Origin of the sequence: Dictyoglomus thermophilum H-6-12, from assembly GCF_000020965.1 — a bacterium.
GTDB lineage: Bacteria > Dictyoglomota > Dictyoglomia > Dictyoglomales > Dictyoglomaceae > Dictyoglomus > Dictyoglomus thermophilum.
The window spans coordinates 762,870-779,918 of the sequence record NC_011297.1 but is presented as its reverse complement, the minus strand read 5'-3'; the positions used below and the strand labels follow the sequence as shown (position 1 = coordinate 779,918).

At 34.4% G+C, this 17,049-nt stretch carries 21 protein-coding genes; 3 read left to right on the top strand and 18 right to left on the bottom strand.

Annotation, left to right across the window (positions count from 1 at the left end; translation table 11 throughout):
* Nucleotides 1–13 precede the first annotated feature (13 nt).
* The 12 genes from xylB to DICTH_RS03640 all read right to left on the bottom strand — a co-directional run bounded on the left by xylB (nucleotide 14) and on the right by DICTH_RS03640 (nucleotide 9,434).
* Nucleotides 14–1,573: a xylulokinase gene (xylB, locus tag DICTH_RS03695; protein WP_049751869.1), complete on the bottom strand. Its 1,560-nt coding sequence runs from the start codon at nucleotides 1,571–1,573 to the stop codon at nucleotides 14–16.
* A gap of 119 nt (nucleotides 1,574–1,692) precedes the next feature.
* Complete coding sequence (locus DICTH_RS03690) at nucleotides 1,693–2,025, bottom strand: cupin domain-containing protein (protein ID WP_012547962.1); 333 nt, start codon at nucleotides 2,023–2,025, stop codon at nucleotides 1,693–1,695.
* A gap of 161 nt (nucleotides 2,026–2,186) precedes the next feature.
* The gene (gene nuoF, locus DICTH_RS03685) at nucleotides 2,187–3,977 is read right to left on the bottom strand and encodes an NADH-quinone oxidoreductase subunit NuoF (protein WP_012547555.1); all 1,791 of its coding nucleotides are present in this window, start codon (nucleotides 3,975–3,977) and stop codon (nucleotides 2,187–2,189) included.
* A 34-nt stretch (nucleotides 3,978–4,011) separates the two neighbouring features.
* Entirely contained in the window at nucleotides 4,012–4,383 is a 372-nt protein-coding gene (locus DICTH_RS03680) for a (2Fe-2S) ferredoxin domain-containing protein (protein ID WP_012547605.1), read from the bottom strand.
* A gap of 2 nt (nucleotides 4,384–4,385) precedes the next feature.
* Complete coding sequence (locus tag DICTH_RS03675; protein WP_012547345.1) at nucleotides 4,386–4,922, bottom strand: ATP-binding protein; 537 nt, start codon at nucleotides 4,920–4,922, stop codon at nucleotides 4,386–4,388.
* A complete protein-coding gene (gene nuoE / locus DICTH_RS03670; protein ID WP_012547924.1) occupies nucleotides 4,919–5,407 on the bottom strand; it encodes an NADH-quinone oxidoreductase subunit NuoE in 489 nt (162 codons plus the stop codon). Before nuoE ends, DICTH_RS03675 begins: the two co-directional genes overlap by 4 nt.
* Before the next feature lie 2 nt (nucleotides 5,408–5,409).
* Entirely contained in the window at nucleotides 5,410–6,159 is a 750-nt protein-coding gene (locus tag DICTH_RS03665; RefSeq protein WP_012548487.1) for a PHP domain-containing protein, read from the bottom strand.
* Nucleotides 6,156–6,548 (bottom strand): DRTGG domain-containing protein, encoded by a 393-nt coding sequence (locus tag DICTH_RS03660; protein WP_012547316.1) that lies wholly within the window; start codon nucleotides 6,546–6,548, stop codon nucleotides 6,156–6,158. Before DICTH_RS03660 ends, DICTH_RS03665 begins: the two co-directional genes overlap by 4 nt.
* On the bottom strand, nucleotides 6,548–6,895 hold the full coding sequence (locus DICTH_RS03655) for a hypothetical protein (protein ID WP_012548350.1): 348 nt from the start codon (nucleotides 6,893–6,895) through the stop codon (nucleotides 6,548–6,550). The genes DICTH_RS03660 and DICTH_RS03655 overlap by 1 nt, the downstream gene beginning before the upstream one ends.
* Nucleotides 6,882–8,213, bottom strand: a complete 1,332-nt coding sequence (locus DICTH_RS03650; protein ID WP_012547481.1) for a [Fe-Fe] hydrogenase large subunit C-terminal domain-containing protein — start codon at nucleotides 8,211–8,213, stop codon at nucleotides 6,882–6,884. Before DICTH_RS03650 ends, DICTH_RS03655 begins: the two co-directional genes overlap by 14 nt.
* Nucleotides 8,206–9,078, bottom strand: a complete 873-nt coding sequence (locus DICTH_RS03645) for a CBS domain-containing protein (protein ID WP_012547995.1) — start codon at nucleotides 9,076–9,078, stop codon at nucleotides 8,206–8,208. The genes DICTH_RS03650 and DICTH_RS03645 overlap by 8 nt, the downstream gene beginning before the upstream one ends.
* Entirely contained in the window at nucleotides 9,075–9,434 is a 360-nt protein-coding gene (locus DICTH_RS03640) for a PucR family transcriptional regulator ligand-binding domain-containing protein (protein WP_012548669.1), read from the bottom strand. Before DICTH_RS03640 ends, DICTH_RS03645 begins: the two co-directional genes overlap by 4 nt.
* A gap of 240 nt (nucleotides 9,435–9,674) precedes the next feature.
* Here DICTH_RS03640 and DICTH_RS03635 point away from each other — a divergent pair, with 240 nt between their 5' ends.
* Nucleotides 9,675–10,607 carry a patatin family protein gene (locus DICTH_RS03635; RefSeq protein WP_012546902.1) on the top strand — a complete coding sequence of 311 codons (933 nt, stop codon included), beginning with the start codon at nucleotides 9,675–9,677 and terminating at the stop codon, nucleotides 10,605–10,607.
* On the opposite strand, the gene DICTH_RS03630 is transcribed toward DICTH_RS03635, so the two are convergent.
* Genes DICTH_RS03630 through DICTH_RS03610 form a run of 5 tightly spaced genes read right to left on the bottom strand, consistent with a single transcriptional unit; the run spans nucleotide 10,604 to nucleotide 14,472 of the window.
* The gene (locus DICTH_RS03630; protein WP_012548120.1) at nucleotides 10,604–11,110 is read right to left on the bottom strand and encodes a nitroreductase family protein; all 507 of its coding nucleotides are present in this window, start codon (nucleotides 11,108–11,110) and stop codon (nucleotides 10,604–10,606) included. The genes DICTH_RS03635 and DICTH_RS03630 overlap by 4 nt on opposite strands.
* Before the next feature lie 6 nt (nucleotides 11,111–11,116).
* Entirely contained in the window at nucleotides 11,117–12,028 is a 912-nt protein-coding gene (gene htpX, locus DICTH_RS03625) for a zinc metalloprotease HtpX (protein WP_012547985.1), read from the bottom strand.
* 6 nt (nucleotides 12,029–12,034) lie between these two features.
* Nucleotides 12,035–12,586, bottom strand: a complete 552-nt coding sequence (locus tag DICTH_RS03620; protein WP_012547622.1) for a LemA family protein — start codon at nucleotides 12,584–12,586, stop codon at nucleotides 12,035–12,037.
* A gap of 43 nt (nucleotides 12,587–12,629) precedes the next feature.
* Nucleotides 12,630–13,871 carry an adenosylhomocysteinase gene (locus DICTH_RS03615; protein WP_012548736.1) on the bottom strand — a complete coding sequence of 414 codons (1,242 nt, stop codon included), beginning with the start codon at nucleotides 13,869–13,871 and terminating at the stop codon, nucleotides 12,630–12,632.
* Nucleotides 13,864–14,472, bottom strand: a complete 609-nt coding sequence (locus tag DICTH_RS03610) for a hypothetical protein (protein WP_012547408.1) — start codon at nucleotides 14,470–14,472, stop codon at nucleotides 13,864–13,866. The genes DICTH_RS03615 and DICTH_RS03610 overlap by 8 nt, the downstream gene beginning before the upstream one ends.
* A gap of 118 nt (nucleotides 14,473–14,590) precedes the next feature.
* Between DICTH_RS03610 and phoU the strand changes: the two genes are divergently transcribed.
* Both phoU and DICTH_RS03600 read left to right on the top strand, forming a co-directional pair.
* Nucleotides 14,591–15,247, top strand: coding sequence for a phosphate signaling complex protein PhoU (gene phoU / locus DICTH_RS03605; protein ID WP_012548495.1), 657 nt, complete (start codon nucleotides 14,591–14,593; stop codon nucleotides 15,245–15,247).
* A gap of 3 nt (nucleotides 15,248–15,250) precedes the next feature.
* Complete coding sequence (locus tag DICTH_RS03600) at nucleotides 15,251–16,396, top strand: hypothetical protein (protein WP_012547143.1); 1,146 nt, start codon at nucleotides 15,251–15,253, stop codon at nucleotides 16,394–16,396.
* Here the strand turns inward: DICTH_RS03600 and DICTH_RS03595 are convergent.
* Nucleotides 16,388–17,032: a cytidylate kinase-like family protein gene (locus DICTH_RS03595; RefSeq protein WP_012548231.1), complete on the bottom strand. Its 645-nt coding sequence runs from the start codon at nucleotides 17,030–17,032 to the stop codon at nucleotides 16,388–16,390. The two genes, DICTH_RS03600 and DICTH_RS03595, sit on opposite strands and share 9 nt — an antisense overlap.
* Between the last annotated feature and the right edge of the window lie 17 nt (nucleotides 17,033–17,049).

Genomic DNA, 17,049 nt, shown 5'->3' with positions numbered 1-17,049 from the left:
CAAAAATTTTTAACTATTTTTTATTGTTCGAATAATACTTTTCAACAAAATTAGAGAGCTTCCTATAATAATCCTTCAAAAGAGGATAAAGCTCTCTATATAATCCATACATCTCCTCATACATTTTTGCTCTTTCTGGATTAGGCTCCTCTAAACTCATAACTTTAACAACTCTATCACAAGCCTCTTCTACATTCTTGTAAATTCCCACACCCACTCCTGCAAGAAGGGCAGCACCATATGCAGCACCCTCAGTTACATTTATAGTAGTTATAGGAGTATTAAATACATCTGCCAGAATTTGCCTCCACAACTTACTTCTTGCTCCACCAGCAATTGCTCTTATCTCTTTCATCTCTATTCCAAGATTTTTCATAAGCTCTAAAGAGTCCCTCAGTCCAAAAGCAACTCCTTCAAGGACTGCTCTTACAAAATATGGCTTCTTATGTCTTAAACTAATACCAGCAAATACTCCTTTTGCAAGAGGATCCGCATGAGGAGTTCTCTCACCCGTAAGATATGGAAGGAAAATTAAACCTTCAGAACCAGGAGGCACATTTTCAGCTTCCATAGTCAAAAACTCATAAGGATCTCTCCCAGTCCACTTTGAAAGTTCTATTTCTACATCTCCAAAGGAATCTCTGAACCACCTAAAGGATCCACCTGCAGAAAGCATCACTCCCATAGTATGCCACTTACCAGGTACAGCGTGACAAAAAGTATGAAGCCTTCCCTCAGGATCTCCTTCAGGGGTATCAAGATGAGCAAATATGACCCCAGAGGTTCCTAAACTTACAAAGAGAATACCACTCTTAACAATACCACTACCTACAGCCTGAGAAGCATTGTCACCTCCACCACCAACCACAGGAATCCCAGAAGGAAGCCCTAATTCCTCAGCAACATTAGGTAATAAAGTACCAGTAATTTCCGGAGACTCATAAACCTTAGGCATCCATTCCTCTGGAATCTCCAATAAATTCAACATCTCTTTAGACCATCTTCTATTCTTTACATCAAAAAGCAAAGTTCCAGAAGAGTCAGAAACATCCGAAGCATATTCTCCCGTTAATCTGAATCTCACATAGTCCTTTGGAAGTAATACTTTATGGACCTTGGAGTAATTTTCTGGCTCATTCTCTCTAAGCCATAATATCTTCGGAGCTGTAAATCCAGTAAGAGCAAGATTTAATGTTAGTTCTAAAAGTCTCTTTACTCCTCCAACTCTCTCCACAATCTCATCGCATTGTTTAGCTGTTCTTTGATCATTCCATAATATTGCTCTTCTTATCACGTTTCCTTTTGCATCTAAAAACACCGAACCATGCATCTGTCCAGACAGTCCTATACCCTTAATCAATTTAGGAGAAACACCTGTTTTGCTTATTACATTAAGTATTGCTTCTTTTGTTGCCCTCCACCAATCCTCTGGCTCTTGTTCTGACCAGGAAGGAAAAGGAGTATAAAGAGGATACTCCACTGTGGAACTTCCAATTACCTTTCCATCATCATCAATAAGTAAAGCTTTAGTGCCAGATGTACCAATATCAACTCCTAAAAGCAAATTATTCACCCCACTTTTCAATATGATTTTTTATTTAGTTTATAAAAACGTTTTTCTATTTGTCAATATTTTATTATCTTTTAGAAAACTAAAATTTAATAGAGGGCAAATTTTAAGAGTTTTAAATCCTACCTTGTATATTTATCTTCTGGAATGTAAGGGACCTTGATAAAGACCGCTAAAAAATCCTCGGAAGAGTTTATAATATTATGCTCTTCTCCTGGTTCTATTCTTACCGCATCTCCTACATTTAATTCCAATATTTTATCGTCAACTACCATCTCTGCTTTTCCTGAAAGGACATAAAAAATTTCCTCTACCTCTTTATGATAATGAGCTCCCAATTCCTTACCAGGGATAATCTTTACAATTCCCCATTCAAGCTTAGGACCTCTCATCAAATACTTAGGTCCCCAATCTCCAAACCTAAATTCTTTTTCCTTCTCATTAACTTTTTCCATAAGATGTCCCCCCTTAGCAGAAAATTTCTAAAGCTAATCTTTTTCCTTATGTAAGAAAATCTTTAACCCCCTTTTAAAAGATCATATCCCTAAAAAATTTAGAAATTTAAAGAAGTAAAAATTTGAATAAAAAGTAGGGGGGGGGAATGCCATCCCCCTATTTATTCTTTCTTAATAACTTTGAAAGGACATACCTGGAAACAGATTCCACACTTTGTACATTTAGATTGATCTATTACGTAAGTCCCATCTTCATCTTTATAGATTGCTCCAACAGGACAATTTCTAAAACAAATAGAACACTTTCTACACTCTTCTCTTATTACTTCGTAATGTATTAACGCAGTGCATACTTTAGCAGGACATTTTTTATCCCTAATATGAGCTAAATATTCATCTCTGAAGTATTTGAGAGTAGTAAGCACAGGATTTGGTGCTCCTTTACCAAGACCACACAAAGATGTATTTCTAACAGTATATGCAAGCTGTTCTAATTCTACAAGATCCTCTTCTGTCCCTTCACCTTTAGTAATCTTGTCAAGAATCTCCAACATCCTTTTTGTACCTACCCTACAAGGTACACACTTTCCACAAGACTCATCCTGGGTGAAGGACAAGAAGAACTTAGCCACATCTACCATACAATTGTCCTCGTCCATTACAATAAGACCACCCGAACCCATTATAGCCCCAAGAGCAGTAATAGATTCATAGTCAATGGGAGTATCAAGATATTCCGCTGGAATACAGCCTCCTGCTGGACCTCCTATTTGTACTGCTTTAAATTTCTTGCCCCCAGGAATTCCTCCTCCAATATCATATACAACCTCTCTTAAAGTGATACCCATAGGAACTTCGATAAGACCAGTCATGTTGATTTTCCCAGCAAGGGCAAAGACTTTTGTACCCTTACTCTTTTCGGTTCCAAATTTACTAAACCACTCTGAGCCATTCAAAATTATTGGAGGGATATTTGCCCAAGTCTCCACATTGTTTATCACTGTAGGCTTACCCCAAAGCCCTGAGTTAACGGGAAAAGGAGGTCTTGGCCTTGGCATTCCTCTTTTACCTTCAATAGAGGCAATTAGTGCGGTCTCTTCACCACATACAAATGCTCCTGCTCCTATTCTTATCTCAATATCAAAAGAAAAATTAGTTCCAAGAATATTTTCACCTAAAAGTCCATATTCTCTTGCTTGTTCCAATGCTGCTGTAAGTCTTTTAATGGCAAGAGGATACTCTGCTCTTATATAAACAAAACCCTTTTTAGCTCCAATAGCATATCCTCCAATTAGCATTCCCTCAATTACCGAATGAGGATCCCCCTCCATAATACTTCTGTCCATGAAGGCTCCAGGATCTCCTTCATCTGCATTACAAACAATATACTTTTCTTCCCCTTTTGCTTTTTTTCCAAGCTCCCACTTTAAACCTGTTGGAAAACCTGCTCCACCTCTACCTCTAAGACCAGATTTTTTTACCTCTTCTATTACTTCCTCAGGTGTCATCTCCGTAAGAACTTTTGCAAGCGCGGAGTAACCATCTCTTGCAATGTACTCTTCAATATTTAACGGATCGATAAAACCCACATTCCTTAGTGCTATTCTTACCTGATTCTTAAAGAATGGTAATTCATCAATAGTAGGAATTGATTTCTTTAGTTCTGGTTCCTTAACAAGAAGTCTTTCTACTACTCTACCTTTAAGGAGATGTTCGTGCACAATGTCTTTAGCATCCTGTGGTTTCAAGCGAATATAAAAAGTACCTTCAGGATAAATAGCCATAACAGGGCCTAAGTCACAGGTTCCAAAACAACCTGTCTCAATTACCTTTACCTCGTCATAAATTCCTGCCTCTTTAAGCTCTCTCTCAAGGGCGGATTTGAAACTTTCTTCTCCTGCTGAAATACATGCTGCTCCTGCGCATATTAAGATGTGTGCTCTTTCTGGCATTTCTAAACCTCCTTATCCTATAATGTTTCTATATTTATTCTGTAGAAAGAACATCTTCAGCAACAACTTGTCCATTAACAATATGTTGAGCAATAATTTTTCTTGCTTTCTCTGGAGTAACATGCTTATACAAAACCTTAGGACCTCCTACTTTTTCCACAGATATTAAAGGTTCATACTCACAAAGCCCAATACATCCTGCTTGAGTTACTATAACATTTTTCAAATTTCTTTTTTCTATCTCATCAAGAATTGCAAGTAATGTCTCTCTTGCTCCAGCCGCAATTCCACATGTACCCATGTGTACTACTATTTTGTCCTTCCCCTCAGCACTCCTTGTCTCAAGCTCAGCCTGAGCTTTTTCTTTAATTTTCTTGAGATCCTCAATGGTAAGCTTCTTAGTCATATTTACCAACCTCCTAAATGCTCATAAAGATATTTTTTTAGAAAAGAGATAACCTCTAAACTATTTATAGGAACTTCACCTAACTCCTTCTTCAACTCTATAGTTGAGAAATCAAAAACATCTCCATTTTTTTCAAACCTAAAACTAAAATTCAAATCAGGATTTGTAGCTATTATGGATAAGATAGTACCCGGAAGATCACCTAATGGTGGAAGATCAATACAATGGTAAGGAACTTCAGCAATAATCTCAGTTCCTTTCCCTACTTCTGATTTAATTTCAAGACTACCGTCACAATTTCTTATTAATTCCCAGAACAGGGGAATTCCCAAACCTACTTTTCTAGTTTTTCTAGTAGTAAAAAATGGATTTTTTAATTCCTCCAACATTTCAGGAGGAATTCCTTTCCCATTATCTTTTATCCTTAACATCAACTTCTTATTTATTAGATCCTTTTTCATCTCAATATATATATCCTTTGCTCCAGCCTCTACAGAGTTTTGCACTAAATCAAGCAAATGAAGGGATAATTCTTTCATTGATGCTCTTTCCTAAAATTTTCTATCAATTTCTTCAGCTTATCAGGAGTTAATTTTCCATATACTTCCTCATCAATCATAAGAGCAGGAGCCATACTACAAGCACCAATACATCTCACAAGATCCAAAGAGAAATAACCATCCTCAGTTACTTTTCCTTCCTTCAAACCCATTTGCTCTAAAGCCGTCAACAAATCTGCTGCCCCCTTAACATAACAGGCAGTACCCATACAAAGTCTGATTACATGCTTTCCTTGAGGCTCCAATCGGAAGAAAGAATAAAAAGTAACTACTCCATAAATTTCACTTAATGGTATCTTTAACTTTTCAGATACCATTTCTAAAGCCTCTTTAGGAAGATAACCAAATTTCTCCTGAATAGCATGTAAAATCATAATTAGAGATCCTTTGGTAGAAGAAAATCTGTCTAAGATTCTCTCTACTTCTTTCTGGGCATACTCTGAGAACTTTAATTCTACAGCCATAGCTATACCTCCACTTTTTCTATTTTTATAATTTTGTTTTTAAGACTCGTAAAAACACTTTCAACTGTAAGTTTATCTAAGCCTATAAAGGTTCTCGGCTTTTCAATATCTCCTATATAATGCGCGTCAGAGGAAATTATGAAACTATCCTTCTTTGCCACTAAGTAAGGATTACTCTCAAGAAACTTATCAACCCTCGCATTCTTTGATAGCTCAAGTAAATCATAATCTAATCCCTCAGGTATAAAACCAAGATTAGAAAGTACACTAAAACTATTTTTATCAATATGAGCTAAGATCACAATTCCCCCAAATTTTTTAATCAAATTTACAACCTCTTCTAAAGAGAGTTGTATAGAGGTTAGTAATAATCTATTCTCAATTCTTTCTACTTCATCTTTTTCATTAACTACTACCTGTACTCCAAAAAGATCTTCATTATTAGTTTCTTCAGGCAGATAATTCCAAATTTTTTTTTGAAAATTGTAAGCAAGTTCATAATCTTTGAATAATGCTAATACATGAACCTCTTCTTTAGTCTGAATTTCCATTCCAGGAATAACCAAAATTCCCAACCTCTTTCCCCAGTAAGAAACTGCAGGAAAATTTTCTACCATATGGTGGTCTGTAATTCCCATAACACTTAGTCCCACTTCTTTAGCTCTCTCAACTATCTTCTTAGGACTCATATCCCAATCTCCACAAGGAGAAAGTATAGTATGAATATGAAGATCTACTCCAACCCATTTCAACTATCCTTACTCTCCTCTCTCGCTTTTCCCTTCATAACTGCAGCTTTAATACCATGAGAGTACAGAATTCCACTTACCTCAAAAACTATCTTTTCGGTACTTACCAAAATTATTCCTTTCTCCTCAGCAAGTTCTATAACTTCCTTAGGTACAACTTTTCCCCTACATATTATTATCATAGGAATATCTAATATCTCTGCAGTCCTTATAATTTGTGGATTTGTAATTCCAGTAATAAGCACCACATCTCTCTTATCCGATGTGACCATTGCAAGAACATCACTCATAAGATCTGCAGCAAAAGCTTTTTCGATTTCGATCTCATCAAGTTTTTCTTTACCTGTTAAAACTTTTCCATCAATTAATTTTACCAGTTCTATGCCTTTCATTATATCCTCTTTACCCCTTTTATTCCTAATTCATATAACTTACCCACAATATTGAATGCTGTATCCTCAGTACATGTAATAATAATCTTTTCTTCTCTTGCCTTTTTAATAGTTTCCTCATCAGGCTTTTGACCAGCAACAAATATTATCATCTTTATACCCGCAAGAGTCGCAACAGCTATAGTATTTACATGGGTCTGTATAGTCACCCATACAGAATTCTCTGGAGCATTAGCCATTACAAAAGAAAGCAAATCACATACTATACCACTCTCTATCTCACAATCTTCATCATAAGGAACAATCAATTTAAGCTCTAACTTATTTATCAACTCACTGACCCTCATTATCTTCTGACCTCCGCTTTAAAATAACCGAAGAGGATCTTCTAGATAGCTCCTCCATTTCTTTAGCCATTTCCCATAATTTTTCTTTTAAAAGGAAGATACAATCGTATATTTGAGCATTACCTCTTACAATATCCTCAGCTAAAGAGGCACATGTCGGCGATCCACAAGATCCACAATCAAGACCAGGAAGAATTTCAAGAATTCTTTTCATTTCATCCATCTTTTTAAGAGCCTTACTTATATCTTCGTCTAATTTCCAAACAGGTCTCGGCGAGATAGGAGATGTTCTAACTATTCTGGAGATATGCATTTCGGAAAGATCTTTTAATAAATCACTATTCTCAATTTTTCCTTTATTTAAAGCCTTGTAAATAGAATATATCCTTTTCTTTGCCAAATAATAACTTTCAGGATTTAAAACACCTCCTACACATCCCTCTTCACAAGCCCTAAGCTCTAAAAATTTTACATCCTGAATTTTGTTTCTCTCTAAGTCTTCAAGTACTCTTAATATTTTGTCTATACCTCCAACACTTATTGCTTCTTCTTCATTAAATATTTGAGCTTCACCACCTAATGTTCCTGTAAGAATGCCTTTAGGATAAAACAATTTTTGTACACCTAAATTTGCTTCTTGAAGTTCTTTTTTGACTTTTAAGTAGATATTATCTATACCTATTATAAATTCAACTGTATCTTCTTTTATCTCCTTTAAATAACTTGCAAGAGCAGGACAAGGAGTAATATATACTAAGTTCAGGCCTTCACCAGGATGATCTTTCTGCCAGTGCTCTCTTATAATCTGGCTCATAATCTCCACTGGAGATTTAAAAGGAGCTAAGTTAGGAATAAGCGTAGGAAATCTCACTTGAATTAGCTCAATTATTGCAGGACAATAAGTAGAAATCAAGGGTAAGTTAGGAGAAGAATTTACATAATCTAAAAGAGCACTCTCAAGTAAATAGATAGCATAAGTAGTATCCCATACCTCTTTTGCAGAAGTAGCTTTTCTAACCGCCTCTTGGATATCCCCAATAGAATACTTAGTAGGAAATTGAGAATAAAACTCAGGAGAAATAATAACTACTACATTTTCGAGATAAGCAATACTATCCAATGTATGCGTAAAACCAAAGGGAGCATGATAGGGGCAGACCCTAATACATTCTCCACAATCAATACAACGATAGGGAATTATTAAAGATTTACCATTTCTTACTCTCATCGCCTCGGTAGGACAATGTCTTATGCAGTGAATACAGCCTCTACATCTTTGAAGATTTATAGCAACAGAATGAATATATCTTTCAGACATTCTTTTCCCTCTTCAAATAAATTCTTGAGTGGACTGTCGTACCTCTACCTACTATGGAATCGATCTTAAGTTCATCGGAAGAATTTTTTATATTGGGAAGCCCCATTCCTGCTCCAAATCCCATTTCTCTTATGTTATCAGGAGCAGTAGAATAACCTGGCTGCATTGCAAGTTCTATATCGGGTATTCCTGGTCCTTCGTCTTCTGCTACAATATCAATATATTCTGGAGTTACCTTTACTCTCAAAACTCCTCTATAAGCATGAATTACAATATTCATTTCAGCCTCATAAGTCACTACTGCAACTCTCCTTATAATATCAGGGCTTATACCCAATTGCTGCAAGGTCTTTTTCACATTACTTGATGCCATCCCTGCTAAGGCAAAATCTCCTCCCATTACTGGATACTCCAGAACAAGCACTGCCTCTTCTTTTTTTTCCTCTTTTATTCCCTCTATATCTTCAATATCTACAAGATTCAGAACTATATCTTTAGTGCTTAATATTCCAAGAACTTTACCTTCTTCATCAACTACTGGAAATCTACCAAATCTAAACTGTCTAAATTTTAGCAATGCCTCATAAAGATTGTCATCAGGTTTCAAGCATTTAGGCTCTCTCACCATATATCTCTCACAAGGAACATTCAGATCACCTTTTACTAAAGCTTGGATAACATTTTCCACAGTTACGAGACCAATAAGTCTTTCTAAATCATCCACAATGGGTATAGCATCAATTCTTTTAATTCGCATTATCTCTTGAAGAGAACGCATATCCTGGTAAGGTCTTAACCTTACAATATCAGTATTCATAATATCCTTAACTTTTATATTTTCAAGATATTCTTTTGGGATCTTCAAGAATCAACATCTACCTTCTTTCCTCTAAAACCAGCTATGTATAACAATCCACAAGCTTCATACATAGGGTACTTAGTCGAAAGCAAAGGTAAGTTAGAATTGCGAGCAAGTTCAATCACATCCTTAGGAGGAATTTTTCCTCTTACAAAAACCACTCCTACAAGATCAAGCATTTCCGCCGTCCTTATAACTTGTACCGTTACAAGACCTGTTAGAAGTAAAGCTCCTTCCTCTAATAGACATAGAGCATCACTCATAAGATCAGTAGCTCCAACAAGAGATATCTCTTTGTTTAAATGTTCCTCCCCGCATAGTACTTGAGCTTTTAAGACTTCTTTAACCCTCTCTAAGGTCATACCTTCTCTCCTAATTATTATTTTCTCTACTTTTTCTCATTTAATTTAAACACAATTATAATTGTATTGTCAATAAAACTTAAATATGATATAATTTTAAATTTTTATTAAGTATACCTATATGGGGTAATAACTAATTGATAACTTTTTCTCAATTTACTACCTAATTGTTCAATTATTTCACAATAATATACTCCTGATGGGTATTAAATAAGAAAAATAAATGCTATAATTAAAAATATGGGAAGGTTAAGAATTGGAGTAGCATTAGGAAGTGGTGGAGCAAAAGGTCTATCTCATATAGGAGTTCTTAAGGTATTAGAAGAGAACAATGTAGAAATATCCTTTGTAACAGGAAGTAGTATCGGAGCAATAATAGGTGCATTGTATGCTAAGGGTTATTCTCCTAAGGACATTGAAAAATTAGCCAATAACATTGCAGAGAATAAACAACAATTTTATAACTTATTTGATTTTTCAAAATCTCTCCAAGGAATAATTAAAGGAGATAAGATCTTAGAGTATTTAGACACCATATTAGAGGGAGTCACCTTTGACAAATTGAAAAAACCCTTTACCCCTATCGCAGTAGATTTGATCACAGGAGAAAAAGTTTATATCCAAGAAGGGAAAGTAGCTGAGGGTATAAGAGCCAGTATGTCTATCCCCGTAATTTTTCAACCTTTTTCGTGGAAAAATAGACTCTTAATAGATGGAGGAGTTCTTTCTCCTCTTCCTGTAAAGGATTTAAAAATGTTATATAAACCTGATATTATAATTGCAGTAAGTCTTCACAAAAAAACTAAATGGACCCCAAAAGAAAACATAAATATTGATATACCTTTTCAACCCAGTACTATCACTGAAAAAATTACTTATTCTTTATCTCAAACCAAAATTTTCAAAGAGTTTCAAAAAAGATTAAATCCCTTATTAAACCCATCTCTATTTGATGTATTAATGCAAACCATAGACATAATGAACTATGAACTTGAAGAAAGTAATAAAAAAGAAGCAGATATTGTAATAAATCCAGATGTTCAAAATTATGGAACTTTTGATTTTGACAAAGCAAAAGAATTAATAGAAAAAGGCGAAATTGCTGCAAGAGAAAAAATCCCTGAAATTTTGAAGCTTATTAAAAAGAAAAGAAAAAGATTTATATTCCTTTAAACAAACTTTACAATTTCTTCCAAAGATAATCTAGGTCTTGGAGAAGGATCTTCTGCAGGATAACCTAAAGTCATTAACTGAATTACCTCCGCTTCTTCTGGTAGATTTAGAACCTTTTTAACTTTATCTTGATAAAAGGAACCAATCCAACAAGTTCCAAGTCCCTCTTCTACTGCCTGAAGATGAATATGAGTAAGAGCTATAGCCACATCAATATAATGAGCTGGAACACCACATCTCATAATATAATCCTTCTCTAAAACATAGGCTACAATTATGATAGGAGCCTGAAGCATAAAAGGTTGATGCGGAGATGCTTCTCTAACCAATTCTTCTTTTACCTTTTTATCTTTAACAACAATAAATCTCCATTCTTGGCGATTTCTTGCAGATGGAGCAAGCCTAGCAGCTTCAAGTATTCTCAAAAGCTTATCTTCCTCCACATCTCTATCTTGATATTTTCTTATACTTCTTCTTTTGCTTATAGCCTCAAACACATTCATATTTTTTTACCCCTCCTTATCCAAAAGTTTCCACCTTTCTCCCATCATTCTAAGTCTTCTAATCCTATCCTCAATAGGTGGATGAGTACTAAACAGGTTAGACATCCCACCCTTTAAAGGATTGACTATGTAAAGAGGTGCAGTCATTGTATTTGCTCTTTTCACTGGTTGAAAATTTTTAGATATTTTCTCCAATGCAGAAGCAAGCCCCTCCGGATATCTTGTTAGCATAGCAGCATTAGCATCTGCCATATATTCTCTTTGTCTCGAAAGGGCAAATTTTAATAGTGTGGCAAGAAAGGGTGCTAAAATTGCAATCACTAAAGAAACTATTCCTAAGATATTTTCATCTTTATCTCTTCTTCTCCGCGAATAATAAAAAGATCTCTTTAAACTATCTCCTAATATCACAATCAACCCTACCATAACTGCTGCTACAGTTTGTAATCTAACGTCATAATTTTTAATATGTGAGATTTCATGAGCTATTACTCCTTCAAGTTCTAATCTATCAAGAAGATCCAAAAGTCCTTTAGTTACAACAACTACCCCACTTTTGGGATCCTTGCCAGTAGCAAAGGCATTTGGAGAAGGATCGTCCATAACATAAATTTTAGGAGTAGGTATTCCTGCAGCAATACTTAACCCTTCTACCACATTCAAAAGATACGGAAATTCCTCTTTAGTAGGTTCTCTTACACCGCTATATTTCAAAATTATCTCATCACTATTTTTATAGGCATAGTAGTTGACAAAAAATACCATTAAAAAAGCCACTAATATTCCAAATTCTCCCAATTCAAAGTAAGATACAATGGCATAACAAACTAAAAAAAGCAGAATAGAGATAACAAAGATAATAATCCAGGTCTTCCTCTTATTAGCTTCTATAGCCTCATAAAAGGTAAAGGGCTTCATATTAATTTAGAAGCTCACTTTTACAGCTCTTCTCTCTTCAGGGTTCTCTACCTCAAAGTATTCCTTAGGTTTAAAACCAAAAATATTAGCAATAATAGAATTAGGAAAAACTTGCAAAGATTGATTATAAATCATCACTGTATCGTTATAAAATTGTCTAGCATAAGCAATTTTTGACTCTATTCCTGAGAGTTCCTCTTGCAGCATCATAAAGTTTTGATTTGCCTTAAGCTCAGGATAATTTTCTGCAATTGCAAAAAGAGTCTTCAAAACAGAACTTAATCCTTCGTTAGCCTGAGCAGCTTCTCCTGGAGTCTTTGCCCCCGCCATCTGAGCTCTATACATAGCTATCTTATCAAAAACTTCTTTTTCGTGAGAAGCATAAGCCTTAACTGTCTCTACAAGATTTGGAATTAAATCAAACCTTCTTTTCAATTGAACATCTATCTGCGCCCATGCATTTTCTACTCTATTTCTTAATACCACCAAGCGATTGTAGATAATTATGACAAAAGCCACAAGGAAAATAATTACACCTAAAACAATTAAACCAATCATTGATTCTTTTACCCCCTTTTCAAAATTTTTATTCTCTGAATAACTACTCCCAGCTCTTGAGATATTTTAACTGTTCTTCAGTTAGAGAATCAATGTTAATATTTAGGCTATTCAATTTTATCATTGCTAATTCCTTTTCCATATCTTCAGGAACAGAGAGTACACTTTTAGGAAGTTCTTTTCCTTTTTCCAAAAGCCATTTCATAACAAGAAACTGAAGACCAAAAGAAAGATCCATTATCTCTACGGGATGTCCATCTCCGCTAGCAAGATTTAAAAGCCTCCCATCAGCAATTACAAAGATCCTCCTACCATTTGGGAGTTTATACTCTTGTATGTTATCTCTAATCTCTCTCTTCTCAACAGCAATTTTTTCAAGAGCTTCCATATCTATTTCCACGTTAAAATGCCCAGCATTAGCAAGAATAGCACCATCCTTTAAGTTATAAAAATGTTGCTCATTTATAACTTTAAAGTTACCAGTAGCGGTAATAAATACATCCCCAATCTTTGCAGCTTCGTTCATAGGCATTACATCAAAACCATCCATATGAGCCTCCAAAGCCTTGATAGGATCTACTTCTGTTATTATGACCTTTGCTTTTAAACCTTGAAGTTTATGAGCAATACCTCTTCCTACCCATCCGTATCCTGCCACAACAAAATTCTTACCAGAAACAAGCAGATTAGTATTCCGCATAAAAGATGCTATGGAGGACTCTCCTGTACCATATCGATTGTCAAAAAGAAACTTCAATCTCGAATCATTAACAGCGACAACAGGAAAATCTAGACCTCTATCCTTTAGCAAGGCCTTTGCTCTATTAACTCCAGTAGTGGTCTCTTCTCCAACTCCAATAAGCTTATTTTTTAAATGAGGAAACTTCTTATAAAGCATTACCGTTAAATCAAAGCCATCATCTATTATCAAATCTGGTTCTCTTTTCAAAACTTCCTCTAAGTTTTCTTCGTATTCTTTTAAAGTTTCTCCCCTCCAGGCAAAAACCTCAACACCTTCTCTAACAAGATAAGCAGCCACATCATCTTGGGTAGATAACGGATTACTTCCTGTACATACCACTTTTGCCCCACAATTCTTAAAAGCAAGAGCAAGCCTCGCTGTTTTTGCCTCTAAATGGATACACATACCAATAGTTTTACCTTTAAAGATTTGAGAGGAAGAATATTTATTTTCAAGAGTGTTAACTACAGGCATGAAGTTTTTTACCCATTCAACTTTCCTTTCACCAGATTTCCACAAATTGATATCTTTAATTCTACTCATGTACCCTCTCTCTTCTCTTCTGATTTATAAAGACTTCTACTTCACCTTTTAAAACCTGTAAAAACAGATTGCCTCCCACATTTCTATTCTCTTTCATGTAGTTTTCTATTCTGTCTTTCTCAAAAGATAATACTTTAATAAAATCATCAAGAGTAAACACAGGCAAACCAAAATCATTTATTTGTTTCTCAAGCTTAGAAAATTCTTCCTCTAAGATAGATTTTAGTTTAATCGCTCGAGTTGATTTGGGATGAAGAGAGGGCAAATAAAGATTCTTTTTCCTAGTTTGATATTCCTTCTCCATTAGAGATATCACATCCAGAAGCTCCTCATCAGTAAAAGTAGTAAATTCTAAAAGGAATTTGTATATTAAACTCTCAAAATACCAAAATAAATCCCATTGTTTAGGCTGAAAATCAGCAGGTTTTTCTTCAACTCTTAGAATAGAGTACAATTGAGCTTCTTTAAGATAAACACAGTCTAAAGGACAATTTATTTCTTTCATTCTCTTTGTCCCACAACATTCAGCGCATATAAGTCCCGAAAGAGCAGGACACTTTCTCTTCCCTTTTCTCTTATTGCATACCACACACTTACTCATAACAGTTAGATTATACCATATAAGCTTTAAAAAAAAATTAATTGAATAGGAATCCATGTAGTTATATAATACTTACACTAAGAAACAAAATCCTACAAAAATATTAGAGAGGTTTAATTTGGAAAGGGCAATAATTATCAAGGAAATTGAATCCCTTAAAGAAAAACTTCTTAGAATGGGAAGCATCGTGGAAAAGATGCTTCACAAAACTCTCGACTCTATAAAAACCAGAGACTTAGATTTAGCTCAAGAAGTTATAGAGACGGACAAATTAGTAGATGAGTATAACTGGGATATAGAAAACCAATGTCTTAAAATATTATCTCTTCATCAACCCGTAGCAAAAGAACTAAGAATAGTAGCCTCTACCATGAAAATAATCAAAGATTTAGAAAGAATAGGAGATTACTCTGTAGATATAGCTAAATTTGCATCGAGTCTTTTGAAATACTCTTTTGATATCCCCCTTTCAGACATAATTTCCTTAGCTACCTTAGTAGAAAGAATGGTAAAAGATGTAATAAGGGCCTACTCAGAACCTAATTTAGAACAACTAGAAAATATCTCCTCATATTACAATTTTGTCTTTCTCAAGTATCAAGAGATATCCAACGAACTGCTTGAAGAAATTTATAAAAACCCCATACTAACCCAACAAATAATTCAACTTATCATGATCTCAAGATATTTAGAAAGAATCGCTGATCACACAACTAATATAATAGAACTTATCTACTACATAGAGACAGGTGAAAGAAAAGAACTCCACAAGTAAATCATGTATATATTAAATGAGAACTCCCTATCAGTAGAAGATTTTATCCTAATTTTAAACTCTGAACAAGAAATCGAAATATCTGAAAATCTAAAAAATAAAGTCTTTTTATCATCGAATCTACTGAAAGATTATTATGAGTTTCTGGATAAAAAAATAAACCTTGAAGACTATGAAGAAATTGATAGTACTGCTTTTTTAAGCGATAAAGAAGTAAAAGGAATTTTGCTTGCTACCATTTACACATCAGCAAATAGTAGTTGTGGGATAAGTTATAAAGTTTTAGAACAATTAATAAATTTACTTAGAGAGAATATAAAAATACCAGAAATCTCCCTATCTACGAATCTAAAAGTAGCCACTCCCAATTATCATTTTCTAAAGTATTTAGAAAATATAACTCTCCTTGAGAGAAAAATCCTACTTAAAACCTCTGCATATATTCCTGGTTTTATCTGCTCTTATTTTGAAGAACTTCAATTAATAAAAAAACTGTTAACAATCTCTGCGATACTATACTTTAATTATCCATATATTGACCCCTATAATCTAGCTTTAACTCCATATTTACCCTTCATAAAACTTGCTGAAAATATAAATTCATTCTCTAATCCTAAAAAGGAAGACCAAACCATAGATCCCCTCTTATATTCAGCGCTCTCTCTCCTTTATAAAACCTTAGATGATCTATATGAAATCTTAAACATACAGCTAAATTCTTCCCATTATCCATATATCTTTATACCTGAAAAAAACAATTTTATTGAGAATTCCTTAGTACTAACTCAAAAAAAATACTTACTCGAAAGTCTCAAAACTTTACTCCTAATAATAGATAAAATATTTAAAGACTTGTTTATAAGAATTAAATTCTCCGAGGAAAACAAAAGCAAAATTTATGAAATCTACAACGCATTAAGAGAGAGTGATGAACCTCTTCTAAGTTTTAGAAAAAAAATTAAAGATTACAAAAAGGCTTTAGCTCTTATTCTAACTAACTATACTCTCACCTGCTCTACAGAAAAACCATTAGATAAAATACTTAGATCTTTTATGTTAGAAAAAAACATAAAAAGCTATATAGAGCTAACACCTTTCCTAAATGATCTCTTGAAAACTATCGAAGAAAACATCAACGAATTATATTAAGCTCACAAGATCCTTCACAATTTTAACTGCCTGATCCATCTTCAACATACCCATATTCAAGACCATATGATATAACTCAGGATCATTCCAATCCACGTTATAGAATCTGTATAGGTATTCTTGAGCTGCTTTGTCTTTCTCAGAAATATATTTTAAAGCATCCTCTCTAGTCAAACCTTTTTGTTTCATGATATTTTCAATTCTAAATTCAAGAGGAGCAATCACTCTTATATGTAAAACATGAGGAAATCCTCTCAAAAGGACCTGTCCTCCCCTTCCTAAAATTACCACATTATCCCAATCGACAAGTTTTTTAATCACTGCCTGGACAAAAGTAAGAGAACTCTCCTCATCAAAAACCTTAGTTGTTAAAAATACCTTACCCTTTTCATCTCTATCCCTTACAGTAATGGTACCAACAGGACTTTTTCTACCAAATAATTGTTCAAAGAAACTCCTCACTTTGTAATTATCTTCATTAAAATCTATAACTTCTGCTTCTGTAAGTCCCGAAGAAACCGCAATCTCTGTCATAAGAAACTTATCAAAATATCTATAACCAAGCTCCTTAGCAATCTTCTCTGCCAACTCATCTCCTAAACTTCCTACTTGGCGAGAAATTGTGATAACAGCCACAAAAAACCCCTCCCCCC